The organism is Pseudomonas sp. FP603, assembly GCF_030687415.1.
Classification (GTDB): Bacteria; Pseudomonadota; Gammaproteobacteria; order Pseudomonadales; family Pseudomonadaceae; genus Aquipseudomonas; species Aquipseudomonas wuhanensis.
Genome location: NZ_CP117431.1, coordinates 3371315 through 3393452 on the forward strand (window position 1 = coordinate 3371315; position 22138 = coordinate 3393452).

General features: G+C 58.1%; 18 protein-coding genes. 10 read left to right on the forward strand and 8 right to left on the reverse strand.

Features of this window, described 5'->3' with window-relative positions:
- Positions 1-13 precede the first annotated feature (13 nt).
- Entirely contained in the window at positions 14-913 is a 900-nt protein-coding gene (locus PSH65_RS15595) for a LysR family transcriptional regulator (protein WP_305426876.1), read from the reverse strand.
- A gap of 100 nt (positions 914-1013) precedes the next feature.
- Here PSH65_RS15595 and PSH65_RS15600 point away from each other — a divergent pair, with 100 nt between their 5' ends.
- The 3 genes from PSH65_RS15600 to PSH65_RS15610 all read left to right on the forward strand — a co-directional run bounded on the left by PSH65_RS15600 (position 1014) and on the right by PSH65_RS15610 (position 2808).
- Positions 1014-1730, forward strand: a complete 717-nt coding sequence (locus PSH65_RS15600) for an SDR family oxidoreductase (protein WP_305426877.1) — start codon at positions 1014-1016, stop codon at positions 1728-1730.
- A complete protein-coding gene (locus tag PSH65_RS15605; RefSeq protein ID WP_305426878.1) occupies positions 1727-2101 on the forward strand; it encodes a hypothetical protein in 375 nt (124 codons plus the stop codon). Before PSH65_RS15600 ends, PSH65_RS15605 begins: the two co-directional genes overlap by 4 nt.
- 347 nt (positions 2102-2448) lie before the next feature.
- Positions 2449-2808: a DUF6124 family protein gene (locus PSH65_RS15610; RefSeq protein WP_305426879.1), complete on the forward strand. Its 360-nt coding sequence runs from the start codon at positions 2449-2451 to the stop codon at positions 2806-2808.
- 152 nt (positions 2809-2960) lie between these two features.
- Here PSH65_RS15610 and PSH65_RS15615 read toward each other — a convergent pair whose 3' ends face one another.
- A complete protein-coding gene (locus PSH65_RS15615; RefSeq protein ID WP_305426880.1) occupies positions 2961-4271 on the reverse strand; it encodes an MFS transporter in 1311 nt (436 codons plus the stop codon).
- A gap of 169 nt (positions 4272-4440) precedes the next feature.
- Between PSH65_RS15615 and PSH65_RS15620 the strand changes: the two genes are divergently transcribed.
- The 4 genes from PSH65_RS15620 (at position 4441) to PSH65_RS15635 (ending at position 10158) form a co-directional block, all read left to right on the forward strand.
- The gene (locus PSH65_RS15620; protein WP_305426881.1) at positions 4441-5562 is read left to right on the forward strand and encodes a sugar diacid recognition domain-containing protein; all 1122 of its coding nucleotides are present in this window, start codon (positions 4441-4443) and stop codon (positions 5560-5562) included.
- 257 nt (positions 5563-5819) lie between these two features.
- Positions 5820-6962 carry a glycerate kinase gene (locus PSH65_RS15625; RefSeq protein ID WP_305426882.1) on the forward strand — a complete coding sequence of 381 codons (1143 nt, stop codon included), beginning with the start codon at positions 5820-5822 and terminating at the stop codon, positions 6960-6962.
- Positions 6963-7304: 342 nt separating this feature from the next.
- The gene (locus PSH65_RS15630) at positions 7305-8930 is read left to right on the forward strand and encodes a methyl-accepting chemotaxis protein (RefSeq protein ID WP_305426883.1); all 1626 of its coding nucleotides are present in this window, start codon (positions 7305-7307) and stop codon (positions 8928-8930) included.
- A 40-nt stretch (positions 8931-8970) separates the two neighbouring features.
- Complete coding sequence (locus tag PSH65_RS15635; RefSeq protein ID WP_305426884.1) at positions 8971-10158, forward strand: pyridoxal phosphate-dependent aminotransferase; 1188 nt, start codon at positions 8971-8973, stop codon at positions 10156-10158.
- A 125-nt stretch (positions 10159-10283) separates the two neighbouring features.
- Here the strand turns inward: PSH65_RS15635 and PSH65_RS15640 are convergent, their stop codons facing one another.
- The 5 genes from PSH65_RS15640 to PSH65_RS15660 all read right to left on the reverse strand — a co-directional run bounded on the left by PSH65_RS15640 (position 10284) and on the right by PSH65_RS15660 (position 15724).
- Positions 10284-11261: an NAD(P)-dependent oxidoreductase gene (locus PSH65_RS15640; protein ID WP_305426992.1), complete on the reverse strand. Its 978-nt coding sequence runs from the start codon at positions 11259-11261 to the stop codon at positions 10284-10286.
- A 21-nt stretch (positions 11262-11282) separates the two neighbouring features.
- Positions 11283-12581 (reverse strand): MFS transporter, encoded by a 1299-nt coding sequence (locus PSH65_RS15645; RefSeq protein WP_305426885.1) that lies wholly within the window; start codon positions 12579-12581, stop codon positions 11283-11285.
- A 61-nt stretch (positions 12582-12642) separates the two neighbouring features.
- Positions 12643-13662 (reverse strand): sugar kinase, encoded by a 1020-nt coding sequence (locus tag PSH65_RS15650; protein ID WP_305426886.1) that lies wholly within the window; start codon positions 13660-13662, stop codon positions 12643-12645.
- On the reverse strand, positions 13655-14437 hold the full coding sequence (locus tag PSH65_RS15655; RefSeq protein WP_305426887.1) for a sugar phosphate isomerase/epimerase: 783 nt from the start codon (positions 14435-14437) through the stop codon (positions 13655-13657). The genes PSH65_RS15650 and PSH65_RS15655 overlap by 8 nt, the downstream gene beginning before the upstream one ends.
- A gap of 261 nt (positions 14438-14698) precedes the next feature.
- Positions 14699-15724, reverse strand: coding sequence for a LacI family DNA-binding transcriptional regulator (locus PSH65_RS15660; protein ID WP_305426888.1), 1026 nt, complete (start codon positions 15722-15724; stop codon positions 14699-14701).
- Between the two features lie 281 nt (positions 15725-16005).
- Between PSH65_RS15660 and PSH65_RS15665 the strand changes: the two genes are divergently transcribed.
- The 3 genes from PSH65_RS15665 (at position 16006) to PSH65_RS15675 (ending at position 21376) form a co-directional block, all read left to right on the forward strand.
- Complete coding sequence (locus PSH65_RS15665; RefSeq protein WP_305426889.1) at positions 16006-16767, forward strand: hypothetical protein; 762 nt, start codon at positions 16006-16008, stop codon at positions 16765-16767.
- 106 nt (positions 16768-16873) lie between these two features.
- The gene (locus PSH65_RS15670) at positions 16874-18895 is read left to right on the forward strand and encodes a hypothetical protein (protein ID WP_305426890.1); all 2022 of its coding nucleotides are present in this window, start codon (positions 16874-16876) and stop codon (positions 18893-18895) included.
- 228 nt (positions 18896-19123) lie between these two features.
- Complete coding sequence (locus PSH65_RS15675) at positions 19124-21376, forward strand: autotransporter outer membrane beta-barrel domain-containing protein (RefSeq protein WP_370694688.1); 2253 nt, start codon at positions 19124-19126, stop codon at positions 21374-21376.
- 71 nt (positions 21377-21447) lie between these two features.
- Here the strand turns inward: PSH65_RS15675 and PSH65_RS15680 are convergent, their stop codons facing one another.
- Entirely contained in the window at positions 21448-21951 is a 504-nt protein-coding gene (locus PSH65_RS15680) for a hypothetical protein (RefSeq protein WP_305426892.1), read from the reverse strand.
- Positions 21952-22138 lie beyond the last annotated feature (187 nt).

The following is a 22138-nucleotide window of genomic DNA, read 5'->3' on the forward strand; positions in this document are numbered from 1 at the left end:
GGAGCAATCTGAATTATCGACGCAGTGCCTCACAACGCTCCTGCAAAAACGCTTGCAGCACCTTGACCCGTTCCGACACCTGCAACCGATGCGGGCACAGCAAATTGAACGGCACGCTTTCGCCTTGCCAGTCATCGAACAGCGTCACCAGGCGCCCGGCCTGCACATCGGCGACGACGTCGAGCCAAGCCTTGTAGGCGATGCCATGCCCGGCCAGGGCCCAGCGGCGGGCAACTTCGCCGTCGTCGCTGAGGTAGTCGCCGTGCACCTGAACCTCCATCACTTCATCGCCACGGCTGAAACGCCATTGGTTGTAGGGCCTGCCATCGCGCAGGTAGAGCAGGGCGCTGTATTCGCTCAGTTCCGCCGGGGTTAACGGCACGCCGCACCGGGCCAGGTACTCGGGGCTGGCGCAGGCCACGCGGCGATGCTGCGGCAGAATCGGCAGCGCCACCAACGTCGAGTCACTCGGCACACCGAAGCGCAGAGCCACATCGACCGTCTCGCGGAACAGATCGGCATGGCGATCGTTGAGCAGTAGCTGAAATTGAATGTGCGGATGTTCTCGTTTGAAGTCGTCGAGCCACGGCAACAGCACGTTGCGCCCGAAGTCCGATGGCGCGGCCAGTTGCAGCACACCACTCAAGCCTTGGGTTTGTTGCTTGAGCGCCTGCTCACCTTCGGCCAGCGCGGCGAGCGCCAGTCGCACACTTTCCAGATAACGCCGGCCTTCTTCGGTCAGGCGCATGCTTCGCGTGGAACGGGCCAGCAAGCGGATGCCGAGGCGGGTTTCCAGGCGTTTGAGGGCGATGCTGGCCGCCGCCGGGGTCAGCTCCAGGGCGCGAGCAGCAGCGGAAATGCTGCCGTAGTCGGCGGTGCGAACGAAGATCTCCAGGTCGAGAATCGAGCTCATTGGTAAAAATCCTTTAAAGATCCTTCTGATTTACCGGGATTTTTCTTCGATTGACAACCGGAGAAGATTGAATCTCCCTAACCCGACCGGAGATCGGCTCATGACACAACTCAACGCTTCCTTGCACAATCAGACTGTAGTGGTGATCGGTGGCCGCAGCGGAATAGGCGCAGCCGTCGCCCGGGCCGCAGCCGAGCGTGAGGCCCGTGTGGTAGCGGTGAGTCGCCGCCAGCCAGCGGTTGACCATGATGCAAAGATTCGACACGAAGCGGCGGACGTCACCGATGAAGCGTCGTTGCAACAGCTGTTCGAGCGCATCGGCCCTTTCGATCATCTGGTGATCACGGCCGGTCCGAGTGTGAGTGCCAAACTGCTGGCTGACAGCGATTTGCAGCACGCCCAACAGGCCTTCGATGTCAAATTCTGGGGCACGCTGCGGGCGATCCAGGTCGCGCTGCCATACTTGAGCGCACGTGGCAGCATCACCCTGACCTCGGGTCTGTTGTCGCGCAAATTCGTCGCCGGGCAGTTCATCAAAACCACCTTGAATGCGGCGCTGGAGGCCTTGGGCAAACAACTGGCCAAGGAACTGGCACCGCGCCGGGTCAACGTTGTAAGCCCTGGCGTGACCGACACTGAGGCTTACGCCGGCATGGACGAAGCGCAACGCGCTGCGATGTTTGCCCGTACCGCCGCCGCATTGCCGGTGGGCCGGGTCGGCACCCCGCAAGATCTGGCGGCCGCGTTTATTCTGGCCATGGAAAACGGCTTTATCAGCGGCACCGTCATCGATGTCGACGGAGGAGGGTTGTTATGAGTTGGCACTTTGATCATCTGGCCTTCAACACCCCCGACGGGCAACCGTTGCAGGAGGCCTTCGGTTCGTTGCTGGGATTGGTGCCGGGACGCCGTCCGCCATTCCCGTTCCCCGGCCGCTGGTTGTATCAGGATGCGCAGGCGCTGGTGCATGTGATCGAACAGCCGACGTTCGATGAGACGGTGTTGAGCCACATTGCCTTTCGCACCGATGAGGACGCTGCCACGGTGTTGCGGCGGGTGCAGGCCAGCGGTTTGCCGTATCAGGTGGCGCAGGTGCCGGAGGATGGGATCTGGCAGATTTTCGTGCGGATGCCGGGTGGGCTGGTGATTGAGCTGGATGCCAAGGCGGGGAGTCTGGAGTGTGTTTAACGGCGATGTTTAAAAGACATTTCCAGATACTCACTGAGGCTACATATTCTTGCGCCGTTAACTACGACTGCGCCAGAATCCGCCGGCTAGTGCGCCTTGAGCCCGGGCTGTATCGTTTTCCCCGTCGCTGAAAAACAGCGATGGGGTTTGGTAGCCCCGGGTTATGCAAGGTGAAAGCATCACTATTTGCGGCGATTTCTCGTCTCTGCTTTATGGTGGTCATGCACAGGGCGCTTTCGAGCGCGCCGGTCTCCTTGCATCCCGGTCTACCAACCTGCGCATGGCCGCCACCCACCGTTTGGTAGCGAGGGTGATGGCTCCTTTTTACGATGCAAGGAGTTCCATCTATGTTCAAACCAACACCCAATCCACCGGCACCCGACGACGTTTCCCCCTACGAATCCCTCGATTCAAAAAAACTCCACGAAGCCGCCGACCGCGCCCTCGACCACTACCTCAAACCGCCCACCCTCAAAGACACCAAGCGCAAACCCAGCACCATTTACCATGTCGGTGAAAAGGTCGATAACGAAACCCTGCTGGTCAACGCCTGCGAAACCCTGGCGTCAGCGAGCATGATGCTCACTGAATTCGCCGGGCTGATGGAGATGCCGCATCGCAACATGATGCTGGGGATTCAATCGGTGGTCATGCTTGGGGAACTGGCCGTCAACCGGGTGCTGGATAACCTCGACCCGCAAGGCTAGCGAGAATTGATCGTTCCCACGCTCTGCGTGGGAATGCCTCAACGGACGCTCCGCGTTCGGCTCTGGAAGGGACGCGGAGCGTCCCGGGCTGCATTCCCACGCGGAGCGTGGGAACGATCACCCGAGAGGGCCGTTTTTGTTTTCGCTGAACCTTAAACCCGCAATGTCCGCGTCATGCGCAACGCCAGCAAACTCCCACAAACAATCACACCCGCCAGCAGATAAAGCGCCGCATCAGTCGACCCGGTGCTGTCCTTGACCCAACCCACCAGATACGGACTAAGAAAACCCGCCATCTGCCCCATCGAGTTGATCAACGCCAACCCACCGGCCGCCGCACCCGCACTCAGCATGGCCGTCGGCACCGGCCAGAACATCGGCAGGCCGGTGAGGGCGCCCATGGTGGCGAGGGTCAGGCCGAGGATGGCGAGGGCCGGGTTGGCGGCGAAGTTCACCGCAATCAACAGGCCCACCGCGCCCATCAGCATCGGCACCACCAAGTGCCAGCGGCGTTCTTTGCGCAGGTCCGCCGAGCGACCGACCATCAACATGAACACCGCCGCCAGCAGATACGGAATCGCACTGAGCCAACCAATCACCAGGTTATCGCTGAAACCCAGGTTCTTGATGATCGACGGCAACCAGAAGTTGATCGCGTAGACACCGCTCTGGATGCAGAAATAGATCAGGCCGAAGGCCCAGATCGCCGGGTTCTTGAACACCGCCAACAGGGAATCAGTGGCGGTTTTCGGTTTGCTGGCCAGGTCTTCAGCGTGATCGGCCTCAAGCACCGAACGCTCGTAAGGGGTCAGCCACTTGGCGTTGGCGTAACTGTCGCTGAGCAGGAAGTAGGCGAGGGCACCGAGGATCACCGTCGGAATGCCTTGCAGCAAAAACATCCACTGCCAGCCCGCTAAACCGCCTTGGCCAGCGGCGAAGTGGTTGAGGATCCAGCCGGAAAACGGGCTGCCGAGCAGGCCGGACACCGGGATCGCCGACATGAACAGCGCCATGATGCGACCACGACGGAACGTCGGGAACCACTGCGAGAGGTACAGCACCACACCGGGGAAGAACCCGGCTTCGGCCGCACCGGTAAACAGGCGCAGGGTGTAGAACTCGGTCGGTGTGGTGACGAACAGCAGGCAGGTCGACAGCGTGCCCCAGGTAATCATCATCAGCGCGATCCAGCGTCGCGGGCCGAATTTGGTCAGGGCCAGGTTGCTCGGTACGCCGCACAGTACGTAGCCGATGAAGAAGATCCCGGCGCCGAGGCCGTACACGGTTTCGCTGAATTTCAGTGCGTCGAGCATCTGCAGTTTGGCAAACCCGACGTTCACCCGGTCGAGGTAGTTGAACAGGTAGCAGATGAAGATGAAGGGGATCAAACGCAGGGTAATGCGCTTGTAGACGGCATTCTTGTCGTCAGCGTTGGCCAGGGTAGCTGTGGCGCTCTGTGACATGGCGGGCTCTCTCTTTATTATGATTTTTTGCGACGCAAGGGTAACGTTGATCGCCCAGTGAGTCTCGGCCACCCCTTGGGTGGTTGTCTTTGTGCCTGAGCACAGGGTTTACGACCAAGGCCTGTGCGGGTGAACAACCCGTTCCATCACGTTTTCAAGGAACCGCGCTATGTTCGAACTCGATCACGACCTGGCCCAGGACATCGTCGACCGGGCGATGGCCATCCTGCCGTACAACGTCAATGTCATGGACAGCCAGGGGCTGATTCTTGGCAGCGGCGAGCCGGAACGCATCAATACCCGTCACGAAGGCGCGCAATTGGTGCTGGCCAACGGGCGCGTGGTGGAGATCGACGCGCAAACCGCGATTCACCTCAAAGGCGTGCAGCCGGGTATCAACCTGCCGCTGTTGCTCGATCAGCGTTTGATTGGTGTGCTGGGCATCACCGGCGAACCCGAGCAATTGCGCACTTACGCCGAACTGGTGCGCATGACCGCCGAGATGCTGGTGGGCCAGCGCAATCAGCAAGCCGAACAGCAATGGCGGCGCCAGCGTTGCGATGATCTGCTGGCGCTGCTGCTCAGCGAGGCGGGGGATTCGCCGCGGTTGCTGGACGAAGCGCAGCAACTGGGGCTCAAACCGCAATTGACGCGGGTGCCGTACCTGTTCGAGTTGGGCATGGAACACGGCCCGGGGCAGACCGTCGAAGCGCTCAGCGCCTGGTTGATGTCGCGTTATCCGGACAGTTGGTGCGTGAGCTCGGCCAAGTCCTCGTTGCTGTGGTGCCGACCGGCGACGCCTGCGATCGAAAATGATCGGCTGCTGGAGAAGCTCGATGGCCTCGGCTGGAATATTTTGCGCATCGCCGTGGGCGGGCAGGCCGATGGATTGTCGGGGTTGCGCCGCTGCTATCGGCGCGTCGGTGATTTGCTGGCCTATGGACGCGATGTGTTACCGCATTCGCGCTTGCTGACCCTGAACCGTTATCGGCTGCCGGTGATGCTCTGGCGGCACCGCAACGACGATGCGCTGGATGAACTGCTGCGGCCGTTGCGCAAAGTCATCGCCAAGGACGGCAACGGCCAACTGCTGGCGACCCTGCGCAGTTGGTGCGAACACGACGGCCAGAGCCAGGCCTGTGCCGATGCCTTGGGCATCCATCGCAACAGTTTGCGTTACCGCATGGAGCGGATTGCCGAACTCAGCGGCGTCGACCCGCTAAAGCTGGACGGAATGCTCGCGCTCTACCTTGGCGTCCAGCTGCTCCCCCAGGCAGACGCCAACCCATGAATCACATAATTCCCTGTGGGAGCGGGCTTGCCCGCGATGGCGGTGTGTCAGTCACCATTCATGTTGGACGTGATGGCCTCTTCGCGGGCAAGCCCGCTCCCACAGGGAATTGTGGTGGTGCACAGATTTGTGAACGACGCTGCTCCCGCCGGGTTTTGTGGAAATGAACAATAATCCTCATGCCCGCTTGTGCAGCGGACCGGCGTTATTGTTCATGGCGGCTGGCAGCATGGACGCATTGGAACTGGAGAATTCGCATGAAAATCGTCATCGCCCCCGATTCGTTCAAGGACAGCCTGAGTGCCCAGGGTGTGGCCGAGGCCATTGCGCTGGGGTTGGCCGAAGTCTGGCCGGATGCACACTTGCTCAAGTGCCCGATGGCTGACGGCGGGGAAGGCACGGTCGAATCGATTTTGGCCGCGTGCGACGGCGAACTGCGCCGCACCCATGTTCGCGGGCCGCTGGGTGCCACGGTCGATGCCGCGTGGGGGTGGTTGCCACAGAGTCACACCGCGATCATCGAAATGGCCGAGGCCAGTGGCCTGCAACTGGTTCCGCCGAACCTGCGCGATGCCTGCACCAGCAGCACCTACGGCACCGGTGAGTTGATCCGCGCCGCGCTGGATGCCGGCGCGCAACGGGTGATCCTGGCGATTGGCGGCAGCGCCACCAACGACGGCGGCGCCGGGGCGATGCAGGCCTTGGGTGTGAAACTGCTGGATGCTCAGGACCAAACCCTGGTGCCGGGCGGTCTGGCCTTGGCGCAATTGGCCCGCATCGATCTGAGTGAGATCGATCCGCGCCTGGCCAAGGTGCGCTTCGACATCGCCGCCGACGTCAATAACCCGCTGTGCGGCCCTCACGGCGCTTCAGCGATTTTCGGCCCGCAGAAAGGTGCGTCACGTGAGCAAGTCGAGCAACTGGACCACGCTCTCGGGCATTTTGCCGAACGCTGCGCGCAAGCCTTGGACAAAGACGTGCGCGATGAGCCGGGCAGCGGCGCGGCGGGCGGCTTGGGTTTTGCCGCCAAGGCGTTTCTCGGTGCGCAATTTCAGGCCGGAGTGGAAGTGGTCGCCGAACTGGTGGGGCTGGCCGAAGCGGTCAAAGGCGCCGATCTGGTGATCACGGGCGAAGGTCGTTTCGATGCCCAGACGTTGCGCGGCAAAACCCCGTTTGGCGTGGCGCGCATTGCACGGCAGCACGGCGTGCCGGTCATCGTCATCGCCGGCACGTTGGGCGAGGGGTATCAGGCGCTGTACGAGCATGGCATCGATGCGGCCTTTGCCTTGGCCAGCGGGCCGATGACACTGGAGCAGGCCTGCGCCGAAGCGCCGCGATTGTTGCGTGAGCGGGCCCTTGATATCGCGCGGGTGTGGCGAGTGGCCGCCTGCAAGGCCTGACTCAATCCTCAGCAGAAAGAAATCCCTGTGGGAGCGGGCTTGCCCGCGAAAGCGGTGTGTCAGGCACCGCCAATGTTGACTGTGCCGCCGCCTTCGCGGGCAAGCCCGCTCCCACAGGTTCTGCGCTTTAGCTAACCAGTGTTTCACCGCTGAAACACTCCAGCCTCCCTCGAAAAATATTTCTCCAACCCCTGCAAAAAACCTCAACCCCGGCCGATACAGCTAACAGGCGCACACAAACCAACTACAACAGTGGCGCCAAGCTGAAAGGGTGCGCGCCATCGCCCGCCCGACAGTGATCACCGCAAGGATGCTCGCCGCCTCAATTACCGAGATCATCCTATGTCATTGCGTAATCTGAAAATCGCGCCTCGAGCTTTCCTCGGTTTCGCCTTCATTGCCATGCTGGTCATCGTGCTCGGCGTGTTTGCCGTGAACCGCATGTCGATCATCCGCCAGGCCTCTGTCGATATGGAAATGACGCAGTTACCCAGCATCGGGTTTCTGGGCAACGTGACGGAAAACGTTCTGCGTCTGCGGATTCTCTCGTTCCGCGTGCTGGTTAACCGTGACCCGGCGGCGTTGCAGGAAGCCCAGACCCGCATCGGCGTGCTCGTCGACAAGGTGCGCAGCGCCCAAGCCAGTTATGCCGCCTTGCCGGCCAGCCCTGAAGAAGCCGCGCTGTACAAAACCTTCGCGACTACCCTCGACAACTACATGCAGGCCCAGAGCCAAATGCTGGAACTGTCGCGGCAGAACAAACTGGAGGAGATGCGCGCCCTGATCAATACGCGGATCAAGGAAGGCACCGATCAGATGGGCGAGCAACTGAACAAACTGGTAGCGCTCAACGCCGCCGATGCCAAAGCTGCGTCGGCCAAGGCGGGCGAGCATTACAGCGAAGCCTTTACCGGCATCGTGACGGTGGCGGTGATGGCTTCGTTGCTGACCGTGCTGCTGGCCTGGCTGTTGACCCGCAGCATCCTCACACCGCTAAACCGTGCGGTGCTCGCCGCCGAAACCATTGCCGGCGGCAACCTGAGCAAGGTCATCGAAGTCGACGGCAACGACGAACCGGCGCGTTTGCTGGGTGCCTTGTCCGCCATGCAGCTCAACCTGCGTAAAACCATCGAACAGATCGCCGGCTCCGCGACGCAACTGGGCGCCGCCGCTGAAGAGCTCAGCACCGTGACGCAAGAAGCGTCCCGTGGCCTGCAACAGCAAAACAACGAAATCGAACAGGCGGCCACCGCCGTCAACGAAATGACCGCCGCCGTGGAAGAAGTGGCGCGCAATGCGGTATCGACCTCCGAAGCCTCGAACCAGTCGACCCAAGCGGCCCGCGAAGGTCGTGACCGGGTGGTGGAAACCGTCGACGCGATCCAGACTATGACCCATGACGTGCAGAACACGGCGTTGATGATCGAAGGCCTGGCGACTCAGGGCCGCGACATCGGCAAAGTGCTGGACGTGATCCGCGCCATCGCCGAGCAGACCAACCTGCTGGCCCTCAACGCCGCGATCGAAGCCGCCCGTGCAGGAGAGGCCGGACGTGGCTTTGCGGTGGTGGCGGATGAGGTTCGGGCGTTGGCCCATCGCACCGCGCAATCGACCCAGGAAATCGAGAAAATGGTCGCCGGCATTCAGAACGGCACCGGCGAAGCGGTCTCGTCGATGCAACAAAGCAATCAACGTACCCAAAGTACCCTGGAAATGGCCCGTGCGGCGGGTGTCGCCCTGGAGCAGATCACTCAATCGATTCAACTGATCAACGAGCGTAACCTGGTGATCGCCAGCGCCTCGGAAGAACAGGCTCAAGTGTCCCGTGAAGTCGACCGCAATCTGGTGAATATTCGCGACTTGGCTACTCAGTCCGCCGCCGGTGCCAACCAGACCAGCGCCGCCACCCACGAACTGTCACGATTGGCGGTTGATTTGAATGCGATGGTGGCGCGTTTCGTGATTTGAGATAGGGTTGAAACTGGAACCCGCGCGTTAGGAGAAGTACATGCGCTATTCAGCCTTGACCCAACGAATCGACGGTGACGGAGCGGCAGCCTGGAAGATTCACGATCGAGCGCTGGAATTGCGCGAGCAGGGCGTCGACGTGCTGCTGCTATCGGTCGGCGATCCGGATTTCGACACGCCGCTGCCCATCGTCCACGCCGCCATCGACAGCCTGTTGGCCGGTGACACTCATTACTCGGATGTACGCGGCACCCGCACACTACGCACCAGCATCGCCAGCCGTCATCAGCGGCGCTGCGGTCAGGAGGTGGATGCCGACCATGTGATCGTGCTGCCCGGTGCGCAGTGCGCGGTGTATTCGGTCGCCCAATGCTTGCTCGATCCGGGTGATGAAGTGATCGTCGCCGAACCGATGTACGTGACCTATGAAGGTGTGTTCGGCGCCTGCGGAGCCAGCGTGGTGCCGGTGGCGGTGCGTCCGGAGAATGGCTTTCAGGTCGAACCGGCGGATGTAGCGGCGCTGATTACCCCAAAAACCCGCGTCATCCTGCTCAACAGCCCGAATAATCCCTCTGGCGCCAGCCTGTCGTTGAAGAGCTGGCAAGCGCTGGCGGCGCTGTGTGTGCGGCATGACCTCTGGCTGATCAGCGACGAGGTCTACAGCGACCTGTTGTATGAGGGCGAGCACATTAGCCCGGCCAGTCTGCCGGGCATGGCCGAGCGCACCGCGACCCTCAACAGTTTGTCCAAATCCCATGCCATGAGCGGCTGGCGGGTGGGCTGGATGATCGGCCCGAAACCGCTGGCTGAACACTTGATGCACCTGTCGCTGTGCATGCTGTTCGGCCTTCCGGATTTCGTCCAGAAAGCCGCGCAAGTGGCGCTCGATAAAGACTTGCCGGAAGTGGCGCTGATGCGTGAGGAATATCGCCAGCGTCGCGATCTGGTGTGCGCGAGGCTAAGTGGTTGCCCGGGCATCCGGCCGATCAAACCCGATGGCGGAATGTTCGTGATGGTCGATGTGCGCCAGACCGGGCTTGGGGCCCAGGATTTTGCCGAGCGGTTGCTTGAAGTGTATGGCGTGTCGGTGTTGGCCGGCGAAGCTTTCGGGCCGAGCGCGGCGGGGCATATTCGCATTGGGTTGGTGGTGGATCAGGTGAGGCTGGCGGATGCGTGCCAGCGGATTGCGTCGTGTGCAGCGCAGTTGCTGCAGGTGCGGCGGGCTTGATGGATTTGTGTTGTATCGGCCGGCCCCATCGCGGGCAAGCCCGCTCCCACAGGTTTTTGTGAACGCCATAGATCCCTGTGGGAGCGGGCTTGCCCGCGATGGCTGCCTGACAAACGCAAAATTTCTTAAACCCGCCACGCTCCGACATTCACCAAATTAGCCGGTCGCTCCCCAGCCAAAGCCGCCAACAGATTATCCACCGCACACGTCGCCATCGCCTCCCGCGTCTCGTGCGTCGCCGACCCAATATGCGGCGTCGCCACCACATTATTCAACTGCAGCAACGGCGAGTCATACCCCAGTGGCTCACGCTCGAACACATCCAGCCCCGCCGCGCGAATCCGCTTTTGTTGCAACGCTTCGATCAGCGCTGGCTCATCCACCACCTTGCCCCGGGAAATGTTGATGAAGATCGTCTCGGGACGCATCAGGGCGAACTGTTCAGCGCCAATCAACCCCTCGGTTTCAGCAGTCAGGGGCAACGTCAGGCAAACGAAATCGGCCTGCTGCAGCAGTTCGGTCAGGCTGCGGTATTGCGCATTGAATCGCTGCTCCACCGCCGGTTTCGGTGAATGGCTGTGATACAGAACCGGCATGCCAAAACCGAAATGCCCGCGCTGCGCCAATGCCTCGCCAATCCGCCCCATGCCGATGATTCCCAGCGTCTTGCCATGCACATCGCTGCCGAAATGCGTCGGCCCGATGTTGCGGTTCCACTGGCCGGCGCGAACCATGTTGGCCAGTTCCACCACACGCCGGGCGGTGGCCAGGATCAGCGCGAAACCGGTGTCGGCGGTGGTTTCGGTCAACACGTCGGGGGTGTTGCTGAGCAGGATCCGCCGCTCGGTCAGGTAGTCGATGTCGTAGTTGTCGACGCCGACGGACACGCTGGCAATGGCTTCCAGGTTTGGCGCCAGATCCAATAACCCGGCGTCCAGTTTCAGGCTGGCGCCGAGCAACCCTTGGGCGCGGGGCAGGGCCTGGCGCAGCTTTGCCAGACCCTCGGCGTCGAGGCTTTCGATCAGCGTCACCTCAGTCTGCTCATGCAAGCGAGCCATCAGTAGTGGCGAGAGTTTCTTGTACAGCACAACCTGCTTTTTCATCGTCGTCATATCAACATCCATTCAGGAATGAGCCCCAGCCGGCCGAGGCGTCGCAGCCTTGGCCACCACCCGGTCACTGGCGCCGGGCTTGAGGAAAATCGTCAGCACCACCGACAGCAGCAAGGCGCCGCTCATCAGCAGGTAAGACGCACCGGGCGATCCGGTGGAGCTGTTCAGGTAACCCACCAGATAAGAACCGCCAAACGAACCGAGTGCGCCCATGCTGTTGATCAACGCCATGGCGCCACCCGCGACGTTGGCCGGGAGGATCTCCGGGACGATGGCGAAAAACGGCCCGTACGGGGCGTACATGCAGGCGCCGGCGATCACTAGCAGCGTGTAGGACCACCAGAAATGTTCCGCGCCCAAGGCGTAGGAGCCATAAAACGCAATCGAGGCGATCAACAGCGGTGGCCAGACGAAGCGTTTGCGCTTTTGCAGTTTGTCCGAACCCCAGGACACCAGCAGCATGGCGATCACTGCGGCCAGGTACGGCAATGACGACAGCCAACCGGCTTCGATCATGTCCATCTGCGCGCCGGCCTTGAGGATCGATGGCAGCCACAACACGAAACCGTAGACACCGATGCTCCAGCAGAAGAACTGCAAGGCGAGGATGATCACCTTTGGCGAACGGAAGGCTTCGGCGTAGTTTTTCACCGCTTTGATGCCCACCTGTTCGGCGGCCAGGGCGCTCTCCAGGTCCTGTTTCTCCTGGTCGTTGAGCCACTTGGCCTGAGCCGGACGATCATCGGCCAGGCGCCACCAGATAAACGCCCACAGCACCGCCGGCAATCCTTCGATGATGAACATCCAGCGCCAGCTGAAATGCTGGATCAGGTAGCCCGACACCACCGACATCCAAAGCATGGTCACCGGGTTGCCGAGGATCAGGAAGGTGTTGGCGCGTGAGCGTTCGGCCCGGGTGAACCAGTGGCACAGGTACACCAGCATCGCCGGCATCACCGCGGCTTCGACCACGCCGAGCATGAAGCGAATCACGATCAGCCAGTAGGCGTTGGAGACGATCCCGGTCAAGGTCGCCAGGCCGCCCCAGAGGATCAGGCTGACGAAAATCAGCTTCTTCACGCTGTGCTTCTGGGCGTAAATCGCTCCGGGGATCTGGAAGAAGAAATAACCGAGGAAGAACAGCGCGCCGAGCAGGGAGGACAGGCCTGGGGTGATCATCAGGTCCGCCGCCATCCCGGAGGCGGCGGCAAATCCATAGTTGGCGCGGTCCAGATACGCCAGGCTGTAGGTGATGAACACGATCGGCATGATGTACCACCAGCGGCGGGTGGCCAGTGTTGCGGTTTTCATAGTGATGCTCCTGAGCTTGTTGTTTTTGTCGCAGCAGGTAACGATTTTAAATCTTCAGTGACTATTCGGGCCTCATCGCGGGCAAGCCCGCTCCCACAGGATTTGCGCCGATCCCTGTGGGAGCGGGCTTGCCCGCGATGGTGGCTTCAAACTCGACGGACATTTCCAGCCTGTTGGGCAACCCCTCCATATCCCCACGGCTCTGCACCGCGCGGCTGCCGATCCAGTTGGCACGCTGCACGGCGTGGGCAACGCTGTGGTTTTCCAGCAGGGCGCTGATCAGGCCGACGGCAAACCCGTCACCGGCACCGACCGTATCGACCACTGTCTCCACCGGCACGCCTGCAACGAAACCTTCATCCAGAGGGGTTCGGTAATACGCGCCGTGCGGCCCGAGCTTGATCGCCACGGCTTCAACGCCCTGGTCGAGGTAAAACGCGGCGATGTCGGCGGGGTCTTCGAAACCGGTGAGCAAACGCCCTTCGCTCAAACCCGGCAGCACCCAATGGGCGAGGGCGGCGAGACGGTTGATTTCGGTGATCATCTGTTGCTCGCTGGCCCACAGACTCGGGCGCAGGTTAGGGTCGAACGACACGCTGCGCCCGGCATTGCGCATGCGGGTCATCAGCTCGAAGGACATTTCCCGGGCCGATGCCGACAACGCCGGAGGAATGCCCGTGGCGTGCAAGTGCCCAGCCTTGAGCAATTGCGGCTTGATGGACTGCACCGACAAATGACTGGCCGCCGAGCCACGACGGAAATACTCAACAACCGGATCGCTGCCATCATCGGCGCGGGACTTGAGTTGAAACCCGGTGGGGTGCGCCGGGTCGATGTCGACATGAGTGCAATCCAGGCCTTCTTTCTCAAGCGTATCGATGACGAACCTGCCGAGCGAGTCCGCGCCAACCCGGCTCAGCCAGGCGACGTTAAACCCCAACCGCGACAAGCCAATGGCGACATTGCTGTCGGCCCCGGCAATGCGTTTGTGGAACTGGCCGACGTCGGCCAACTCACCGTTCTGCTCGGCAACGAACATCGCCATGGTTTCACCGAACGACAGAATATCGATCTCAGACATGAGCAGACTCCAGGCGGGATTGACCGAGGTGGGCGAGGGCGGCGACATGCTCGGAGGTCAACTGCACCAAGTCATCGCCTTGCAGCGGATACTCCGCTGCACGCATCACGTCGTGATCCATGTGCCGCAGCAATTGGCCCCACAGATGCAGGTCGCTGGCGGCCGGTGGCACCGCCACCAGTTTGCCGTCGGCCCGGCGCGCCACTGCTTTACAGTGCACGTAACCGACATGTCGACCGAGCAACCGCGCGGCGCTGGCGGCGGATTGGTCCTGCCATTGCCAGTTGCCGATATCGAAGGTCATTTTGATCGGCAGCTGATGTTGTTCGATGTCGGCGAAGAAACGCTGAAACGGTTCGATTCGGCCGCCGTGCAGCGTCTGGTCGTTTTCCACCAGCAGATGCACCGGGCTCTGTTGCAACTGCAGCGCCAGGGTTTGCAGATCGTTGTTGTCGGTGAAATAACCCAGGGAGACTTTCAGCCATCTGGCGCCGAATGCCTCGGCGCGCTTCAGGGTCGAGAGCAGTTCAGGATTGGGTGCCGATTGCCCGGCCAACCACAATTCCATCGGTGAGGAATAAATGCTTTCCAGGCCTTGGGATTGCGTGGCATCAGCCAGTTGCGCGGGGTCTTCGAGGGTCAATAGTTCTTCGCGCCATTCGATGTGCGTGGCACCGGCAGCGGCCAGCACCTCGACAAAACTGCCTTGGCCGCGTTGGCGGACAAGCTCCGCGCCGTAGCTGGAAAGGCTGATGGAAACGGGTGGTTTGTTCATTGTTATTCACCTCTGAAACCGGTTTCATTTTTGTTCAAAAAAAATGGCTGCTTTAAGGATGTGTTGTTCTTTCGGGCCCCATCGCGGGCAAGCCCGCTCCCACAGGTTTTGTGAACGCCACAGATCGCTGTGATTTGGCAAAAAAATATTGATGTTGAGTTGTGGGGTTTTTAGGGCCCCATAGCGGGCAAGCCCACACAGATTTTGTGAACGCCACAGATCCCTGTGGGAGCGGGCTTGCCCGCGATGGGGCCCGAACATTCACCGAAGATTCCCCAGGGTGGACCCCCGCACAATCAACCGAGCCGAAAAATCCAACGTCCGCACCGGCCCATCATCCCCACGCAGTCGCTTGAGCAAACATTCAAACGCACTCGCGCCAATTTCCTCAGTCGGCTGGGCGAGGGCGGTAATCCCACTGCCCACCAACGGATACCAATCCAGATCATCCAGGGCGATCAGCCCGACATCCTCGAACAGATTGCACTTCAACTCACGCAACGAATGGGTGCTGGCCAGCGCGGCAATACCGTTGGCACAAAACAGCGCTTTCGGGCCAGGACCGGGAGTTTGCAAAAAGGTGTTCAAGCGAGCAGTCAAATCGCCGCCAGTTTCAACCACCGCGCCCGAGAACGCCGGACGCTGCGCGACCTGCGCCTTGAAACTGCTGACCCGTTCGATCCGCGAACTGGTGCCGTCATACGGCTCGGTGACCATCAGCACATCGCGATAACCGCGTTCTTCAAGGTGGGCAATGGCCATCTCGACAGCGGCCGGATTATCCAGCCCCACCAGATCGCTATCGAGCTGCTCGACCTTGCGATCCACCAGCACCATGGGCATTTCCTGACGCAACTCGCGCAGTTCATCGCGGTGATGACCGAGGGTGTTCACGATCAAGCCTTCGATGTTGTAGGAACGCAGCAACGCCAGGTGCTGACGTTCCTGCTCATCATCGCGGTCGGTATTGCACACCACCAGGCTGTAGCCGTGCTGACGGCAAGCGGTTTCCACCCCGTGCATCACGGCAATCGAATAAGGGTTACGGATATCGGCCACCAACATGCCGATCAGGCGGGTGCGCCCACGTTTCAGGCCGCGGGCCATTTGATTCGGGCGATAGCCCAACTCGCTGATCGCCTGCTCGATGCGCGAGGCAATGGCATCGGAGAGCAGGGCGCGATCTTCGCCGATGAAGCGCGAGACACTGGCCTTGGAGACCCCGGCGTGTTCGGCGACGTCGAGCATGGTGACGCGGCTGCGTTGGGCGGCGGAGAAGTCGTTCATGGTGGGCGACCTTGTTATTGGGATAGTTCACACAAAGGGTCCTGAAACCGATTTCAGGAAACATCATTACGCAAATGCCGTCAAGGTTGCTGTCATTCAAAAATGTAGGAATAAGCGACGAACGGTAGTAAGACCTGTCAGATATGACAGTAGCCAGTCGATTGACTTTGGCGCCTAATTTAACTCAGCAACCACATCAATCCGGGAATATACACGCCAGCATGATGAGGGCTCATTACATGTCCCCTATACCGATTTATGAACCTCCAAAGGTGATCGGAGTGGCCGATCCCGATGTTGATCCCGCAGGCAATATTCCTTATGAATTGCTGCTAAAAGGTATTGATGTTGTTGTTCCTCTTTGGAAAAACTACGCATCAAAACCAGATGAGCGGGATATCCTTGTCGTGTTCTTTGAGCAGCCAGAATTGGAACTGCCTCCGGTGCGGATAGAAAGTATATACTTGCCAGCAGATATCAAGCCGGAATTTATAATTCATATTTCTCCAAAGTATTTGCAGCATAATGGGCCTGGCAATTTGTGGTATGAAGTTTTCGATACTGCTAATAATCCGGCTTACTCGTTTCGACGAACGCTTACTATCGATCATACTCCTGTTCAGACAGACCTTCCCGCTGCTGAGTTTCCCCACGCCGATAAGTACGGGTATCTCAACTGCACAACCGAACCGCCGCTGTGGAACGGTGTAACTGTGAAGTTTCCGCCTCTCCCAAGCTTTGAAGTAGGGGATGTATTTAATATTTTTTGGAGTGCTTATACCTCTCTTAATGGGAGTGGCCTGCAATTGACAAGGGCGCGCAAAGTAATTAAGCATGACATTTTGACTGAAGAAGATCTCCGCAATGGATTTGTCGAGGTGGTCACGCCATACGACATTCATATAAAGCCGATGGTCAGTAATGCATCTGCGCTGGTTAGTTATAAAGTGTATCGCGGATCCAGACTCATAGGGAAATCAAAGGTCGGGCTGGTAAGGATAGATAGGGTCATACCAGGAGAGGAACTTCCGTGCGGACCTTGAAAGAGCAGTGAGTTATATGTGTAGTCATATAAGTGAGAGCGTGCATCAGGTGGTCGTTCGTTGAAACCGGTGCGCTATCGATTGCTAAGACATGGAGAAAACCAGAATGAACGCAATAGTTGAAAAGGCCGTATTGTCCAGAATGGCAGTGCTTCAAGAAAGAACCTTCAGGTCAGGCGATACACTCGCTGATCCTCCCAAGGCAGTTACTATTCTGGCGCAAACATTGTTGCCCGACTTGCGAATACCCATCGCAGACTTGCTGTCGCCCTTGAAGTACCTCGTTCCCAAGCCATTGCTTGAAGACGATGATGATTTTCTACAGCCTCAGATTCGCAAAATAGGAGATCCAGCCTGGACAGATATTGCCCCCGGCCAATTTATTGAGCTGGGTCCAGTGGCTGACAGGGATTGGACTGTGCCGTTTGAGATTGCGGTCAGCTTCTTGAAAGAAGAACTCACCCCTGAGCCCCCTACTGAATATGAGATGCGATACATTTATTGGGCTGGAGGAACGAACGACGGTATATCGGAGAGCACCCTGTACACGATTGACCTGACAGCGCCCTACAAAGTGAAAAATCCGCCATCGGACCGTACGCCGGGCGCACCCACGTGGCCTGCCGATCTGGCGCCGACCTCACCGATCGATGAAGCTTATCTCGATGGCAAGCCTGGGATTCCCGTCAAGCCAGCAGTCTCCCCAACCTATCACCTGAGTGACATTTACAGTTTTTACTGGGGGCCCGCACCTGATCCGGCTCGCGATACGCCAGTGTTTGAAGATGTATTGAATGCTGCAGGGGAGGCGTTAATTCCTGCCGACGCATTTAAGAATGGGGAGGAGGGGCCTAATCAGCTTATTTATGTAGCGAGAGACTTGCCAGGAAATAAAGGGCGCAGATCAAATCCCAGCCAGCGCACTGTGGTCTTTTTGCCTGACCCTGATCCTGCCACGGTCTTGCCGCCAGTGCTTCCTTTGGCGAATGGTGAAAGTGGCGATAATCTGATTGATCTGCCTGATACTCAATTTGATACAAGAGGTGTGCAAATTAATGTTTGGGTGCCGACGCCCAACGCACCCGGTGACACAATCATTTGTTTTTGTGGAGGAAAGCCTGTTGGTCCAGAGCAAAGAGTACGAACCGAAGTCGAATTAATATTTTTTGCTATGTATGATCTTATAAAAGAAGTTTATGGCGATACCGATGGAATAGTACCCATAAAATTTAGCTATAAAATGTTTCGTGGTGTCCGTGAGATTGCTGCAAGTGATGTCGACATAGATGTGGATATTTCATTCATTGGTCCGGATCCGATTCTTATTGGGTTGGATGCGCCCCGGCTGACAACAACGGCGGGTAACAACGATGAGGTATTGGAAGGGGACTTCAACGACAATGGTATAAAAATCTTCATTGACCTATTTACTACTCCTCCTACTGAAGAAGGTTGGTTGATTGATGTTTCTTATGGCGGTGTAAAAATCGGTCCGACCATTGCTTTGACAACAGGACAAGAAGGCACCACGATTCCTGTGTCGCTGCCTTGGGCAACTGTACTTTCCCAAGGCAGCGGAACCAAGGTTTTGAGTTGCAAATTGTATACGCTGACCGGGGTCAATCCGACTGAATCCAGGCCAAAGGATATTCTCGTAGAAGCATTTCCAATCGAAATGGCCGCGCCGGAAGTATTAAAGCTTGCAGGTCCACTTAAACGAATTGGCTGCTCTACATTGAACTTCCCTTCAGCGTTGGATCCAGGGGATGGTACGTCTAGACGAAATCTGCTGGTGCGCGTACTGAAAAATGCATACACAGTTGACGGTGAAACAATCACTCTGAACTACTATGCATACGTCACTGACCCTGCAGTTCCAATTGCTGGTACAGAGGCCGAAGCTACTTACGACATTGTTGGCGATTATCCTGAAGCCGGCGTCCTCATTAGTATTGGCGATTACATGGAGGACTTCAGGCCGGCACACAATGCAAATGGCAGGGTTACCTATACTATTTCGCGCGGAGGTACAGGTACTCCAACGCCTGAATCACTACCTGCTGTTCATCGGTTGGATCTGGACAACAGTGAGGGCCAATTCTGTGAAGAGGTGCATCCTCTTCCATAGATAAAGGCTGGCTTGCAACAGTGCGACGGGAGAAAGCCCCGTCGCACTGTTGTAATGCATTGATATACGTTTTTAAGAGAAATTCTGAAGGAGTTTTCGCTTATTAAATAAGGATAAATCCTACAGAACTTTGTGAAACTCCCAGATAGCCTAGCGACCCTCAAATGGCTGGCCTCGCTCATCTCCGAGAGTGCCGGCGCTCGAGTTTTTTTCAGGTAGGTGTCTACTATGCGAGGCAAATTTTCATTTTTTCCCAGGAGTGCGTCCAGGTGTACGTTGCTGTGCCCCTCGCTACTGGCGTGCTTCACTTCATTTGCAACCGCTGCGCCCGTCATTGGGGGGAATGTAACTATTAATGGCGGCACACCGGAAAGCTGGGACCTTAGCCAGAATGCGACGCTGACGGTTAATGGCGCGCAGACGCTCAGTATCACCTCCGACAGTTCGACACTCAATGTAAACACCGGTGGCACGACTCAGCAGATTTCGGCCAGCAATGGCTCGAGCGTCAATCTGAGCGGGGCGACCGTTTCAGGCATCGGCGGCCTTGCAGCTGTCTTGCTGAGCAACAGTGACGCCACTATCGATAACAGCACCATTACCGGTAATCGTGTAGGACTGCAGGCGGTTCGCAATGCTGCTACTCAGACCGGCTCCAAGGTTACTGTGACAGGTAACAGCACCATTACCGGTGTATTGGGTGGTGCCTTGGTCAGTGCCTACAGCACCCTGGATGTTACCGATTCAACCATTCAAGGCACTGGTGCCACGAGTTACGGGATTCGGTTGCGCAGTGGCCAGGCTACGGCCAGGAGCAGCACAATCGTTGGCGGGCAAAACGGTGTACTCATTGACCTTGACCCGAATGACGTTCAACCCGCCGTATTGGCCATTGAAAACACCACAGTTCAGGGGCATTCCGGTTCGGCGATCCTGGTGGACTTCGCCAATGGAGCGACTTCGACAGCGACCATCTCCTTGAGCAATTCCCGATTGCTGGCAGGCAACGATACGCTGCTGGATGTGAGAGGCGGTGCCAACACCTCCATGACCGTTAATGGCAGTACGTTGACCGGTAACATCGTTACCGAGCAAGGCAGTACCACCCAACTGATCCTGCAGAACGATTCAGTCTTGACCGGCCGCCTGGAAAATGTGGCCAGCACCACCATTAATGACAGTTCCAAATGGGTACTGGTGGATAACAGTAACGTTGACAAACTCACGCTCAACAATGGTGGGGCGGTGATATTCGGTGCTGATAACGCCTTCTACCAATTGAACGTGACCACGCTGTCGGGCAATGGCCGGTTCGTGATGGGCACAGATTTCGCCACGGGCCAGACCGATTTGCTAAATGTCACAGGGACCGCCAGTGGCAATCATGAATTGTTGATTGCCAGCAGTGGTGTTGACCCTGCCGCCGGCCAACCGATTCGCGTGGTTCAAACCGCCGCTGGCGATGCGCAGTTTTCTCTGGTCAACGGCGCGGTCGATCTTGGGACCTATTCCTACGGGCTGGCAAAAAGTGGCAATGACTGGGTACTCGATCCGAGTACTCGCACGGTCAGTCCGGGCACACGCTCGGTACTTGCTCTATTCAATACCGCATCGACCGTATGGTTAGGCGAGTTGACCTCATTGCGCACTCGCATGGGGGAACTGCGTTTCAATGGCGGCAAGGCGGGCGCCTGGGGCCGCACATACGCCAACAAGTACAACATCGCCGATGGCTCGGGTGTCGGTTACCAACAAACCCAGCAAGGTTTCACGTTGGGCGCAGATGCGCCGCTGCCTGTCGGAGATGGCCAATGGCTGGTGGGTGTGATGGCCGGTCAGAGTAAATCCGACCTTGACCTGAAGGCTGGCACCTCAGGGCGTGTAGCTAGCTACTATCTGGGCACATACGTCACCTGGCTTGACTCACGGACCGGTTATTATTTCGACGGCGTGTTAAAGGCGAACCGTTTTCGCAATGAAGCGAAAGTCGGTTTGAGCGATGGCGCCCGGGCCAAGGGCGACTATGACAATTCGGGCCTGGGAGGCTCCATCGAGTTTGGACGCCATATCAGCTTCGCCAATGGAAACTTCCTTGAACCCTTCACTCAATGGTCCGCGGTGGTCATTCAGGGCAAGGACTTTTCCCTGGACAACGATTTGCAAGCTGAAGGGGATCGCACGCGTTCCTTTATCGGTAAGGTGGGGGCTACCGCAGGGCGAAATATCCCGCTCGAACAGGGGCGTGTGATACAGCCATACCTGCGGGCCGCCTGGGCTCACGAGTTCGCGAAGAGCAATGAGGTTCAGGTCAACAACAATGTCTTTAATAATGATCTGTCCGGTTCTCGAGTTGAGTTGGGTACTGGGGTTGCCGTCGCCATGACGAAAAAACTCCATATGCACGCTGACTTCGACTACGGCAGTGGTCGAAATTTTGAACAGCCTTTTGGGTTCAACTTTGGCGTTCGTTACGAGTGGTAAATACCCCTGCCAAGTCATGTAAAAAGGAAGCTAGCGCTTCCTTTTTTTACTATCACTGTTTTATCAATCGGTTACGCAGCTACCGCGCGGGCGCGCAAACTGCTGGAGAGTGCGCTATTTTTCCTCACCGAAAATTTCACATCAATCGTTAATGCCTTAGGTTCGTCATCGTCGTGGTTTTCAACAACAGCGCCCTTCAATGTTCCGTAAAAAACCCCGGTGACGGCATTATATTCCCACACGGCCGTTCCCCCGCTTTGGGTGTAAATAACAGGTTTGGCGGGATTACTATTGTCAGCGTAGGTAAGCCGGACATTATGCGCTAGCGGCGTCAACTCGTAGGTGCCATTGATTAACCCCTCTTTTGAAAAGGAGAGTGTGATTTCTTTCGTCGTATAATTCGGTTCTCCGGAGCGTTGCCGCGCAAACATTACGTAAGCGGCGTTATGTTCTGGTGGAAAAGCTTCCTCCTTGAGCTCCACCAGACCTGCGTTAAACTCTTCCGTGGTGTTGATCGTCCCGATACAGGTATTGGCGTTCACTGATTGTCTGAATTTTTGCGTGATCATATTCATCAATAAGGTCTCCATAGTCATGACAAGATATCCCGCTATTAAAGACAACTTCCGGGATGACGTATCAAAGCGCTAATGGGTCTGCCCTGTAAACTCACAGACTTGCTAGTTTACAAAGCCCGATTAATGTGAATTTTATCTGGGGCTTGGGTTGACGCTGATCAGGTAGCTGAAATGTGCGCGTAGG